Here is a 2,070-nt window from a genome sequence, read left to right as displayed (position 1 = left end):
GGGGCGGCCGGTCCGGGCGAGGCGGGCGGCGGCTCGACCGTCCCGCTAGCACCGGCTTCGGACTCGGTCGTCTCGGCGGCCGTCCCGGCCGTCGTCCCGGCCGTCGTCGCGGGGGTCACGCCGGCCTCCACGGCGGCCTTGAGGGCGCGGGCCTTGGCCTCGGCGGCCTCGGCGGCCGCCAGAGCCGCAGCGGCGCGAGCGGTGGCCGCCTCGGCCTCGGCCTGGGCGATCGCGAGGGCGGCGGCAGGGTCCTGGGCGTCGGTGCTCATCCGTCGAGCCTAGTGATCCGCGCCTCGGCACGGTCGGTGCTCGCACGATCGCCCGGGCCGAGCCGTGCGCAGGCGGGGCCCGCTGCGCCTGCTCACGGGTCGATCGGCCGCCATCGGGGGGCCCGCGGCGACGGTAGCCTTGCCCCGTGCATACGCCCGACACCGCTCCCGACACCATGACGGAGGGCGCAGGGGCGCCCGAGGTCCCGTTCCGCTACTCCGCAGCCCTCGCTGCGCAGATCGAGGAGCGGTGGCAGGACCTCTGGGAGGAGCGCGGCACGTTCCACACCGCGAACCCCAGCGGCGCGCTCACGGACGCGAAGGGCAACCACGCCGACCCGTCCCAGCGCTCGTTCGTCGTCATGGACATGTTCCCCTACCCCTCGGGCGCGGGTCTGCACGTCGGGCATCCGCTCGGCTACATCGCGACGGACGTCGTCGGCCGCTACCGCCGCATGTGCGGGGACAACGTCCTGCACGCGCTCGGGTACGACGCCTTCGGCCTCCCCGCCGAGCAGTACGCGGTGCAGACAGGAGCGCACCCGCGCACGACGACGGAGGCGAACATCGTCACGATGCGTCGTCAGCTCCGGCGCCTCGGACTCGGCCACGACTCCCGGCGCACCTTCGCCACCACCGACGCCGAGTACGTGCGCTGGACGCAGTGGATCTTCCTGCAGATCTTCGACTCCTGGTACGACGAGCAGGCCGTGCGGCCCGACGGCGGCCTCGGCCAGGCCCGGCCGATCGCCGAGCTCGAGGCCTCCTACGCGGCCGGCACCCGCGCGCTCCCCGTCGACGCACCGGCCGGCACCTGGGCGGAGCTCGACGCCGTCGAGCGGCGTCGGATCGTCGACGGCCAGCGTCTGGCCTACGTCTCGGAGACCCCGGTCAACTGGTGCCCCGGCCTCGGAACGGTGCTGGCGAACGAGGAGGTCACGGTCGACGGCCGCTCCGAGCGCGGCAACTACCCCGTCTTCAAGCGCAACCTCCGTCAGTGGAACATGCGGATCACGGCCTATGCTGACCGCCTCGCCGACGACCTGGACCTCATCGACTGGCCGGAGAAGGTCCGCTCGATGCAGCGGAACTGGATCGGTCGCTCCGAAGGCGCAGCGGTCACCTTCGACCTGATCGGCGGCCGGCAGCTCGAGGTCTTCACCACTCGCCCCGACACGCTCTTCGGCGCGACGTTCATGGTGGTCGCCCCCGAGCACCCCGTGCTGGACGAGGTCCCTGCCGCGTGGCCGGACGGCACGCACGGCGTGTGGACCGGCGGGCACAGCAGCCCGGCCGCGGCGGTCGCGGCCTACCGTGCCGAGGCAGCAGCCAAGACCGCCGTCGAGCGCCAGGCCGACACCCGCAAGACCGGGGTGTTCACCGGCCACCTCGCGACCAACCCGGTCAACGGGCAGCTCATCCCGGTCTTCACCGCCGACTACGTCCTGATGGGCTACGGCACCGGGGCGATCATGGCGGTCCCCGCGCAGGACGAGCGCGACTGGGACTTCGCCCAGGCCTACGAGCTCCCGCACGTGCGCACCGTCGCCCCGCCCGAGGGCTTCGACGGGGGTGCCTGGACGGGTGAGGGTGTGGCGATCAACTCGGCCAACGAGGAGATCAGCCTCGACGGGCTCGGCGTCACCGAGGCGAAGAGCGCGATCATCGCGTGGCTCGAGGCCAAGGGCATGGGCACCGGCACCGTCACCTACCGGCTGCGTGACTGGCTGTTCAGCCGTCAGCGCTACTGGGGTGAGCCGTTCCCGATCGTCTACGACGAGAACGACCTGCCCATCGCCCT

At 73.0% G+C, this 2,070-nt stretch carries 1 protein-coding gene and 1 pseudogene; one reads left to right on the top strand and one right to left on the bottom strand.

Features of this window, described 5'->3' with window-relative positions; translation table 11 throughout:
• Window positions 1-269 (bottom strand): annotated as a pseudogene (locus ABWK99_RS15885) (hypothetical protein); the annotation flags it as partial.
• 176 nt (window positions 270-445) lie between these two features.
• Between ABWK99_RS15885 and ABWK99_RS15880 the strand changes: the two are divergent.
• Window positions 446-2,070 (top strand): class I tRNA ligase family protein (locus tag ABWK99_RS15880; RefSeq protein WP_372595652.1); only part of this gene is annotated, 1,625 nt, incomplete at its 3' end.

Origin of the sequence: Actinotalea sp. (assembly GCF_041597215.1) — a bacterium.
GTDB lineage: Bacteria > Actinomycetota > Actinomycetes > Actinomycetales > Cellulomonadaceae > Actinotalea.
The sequence above is the reverse complement of the archived record's forward strand: the minus strand, read 5'-3'. Positions and strand labels throughout refer to the sequence as shown.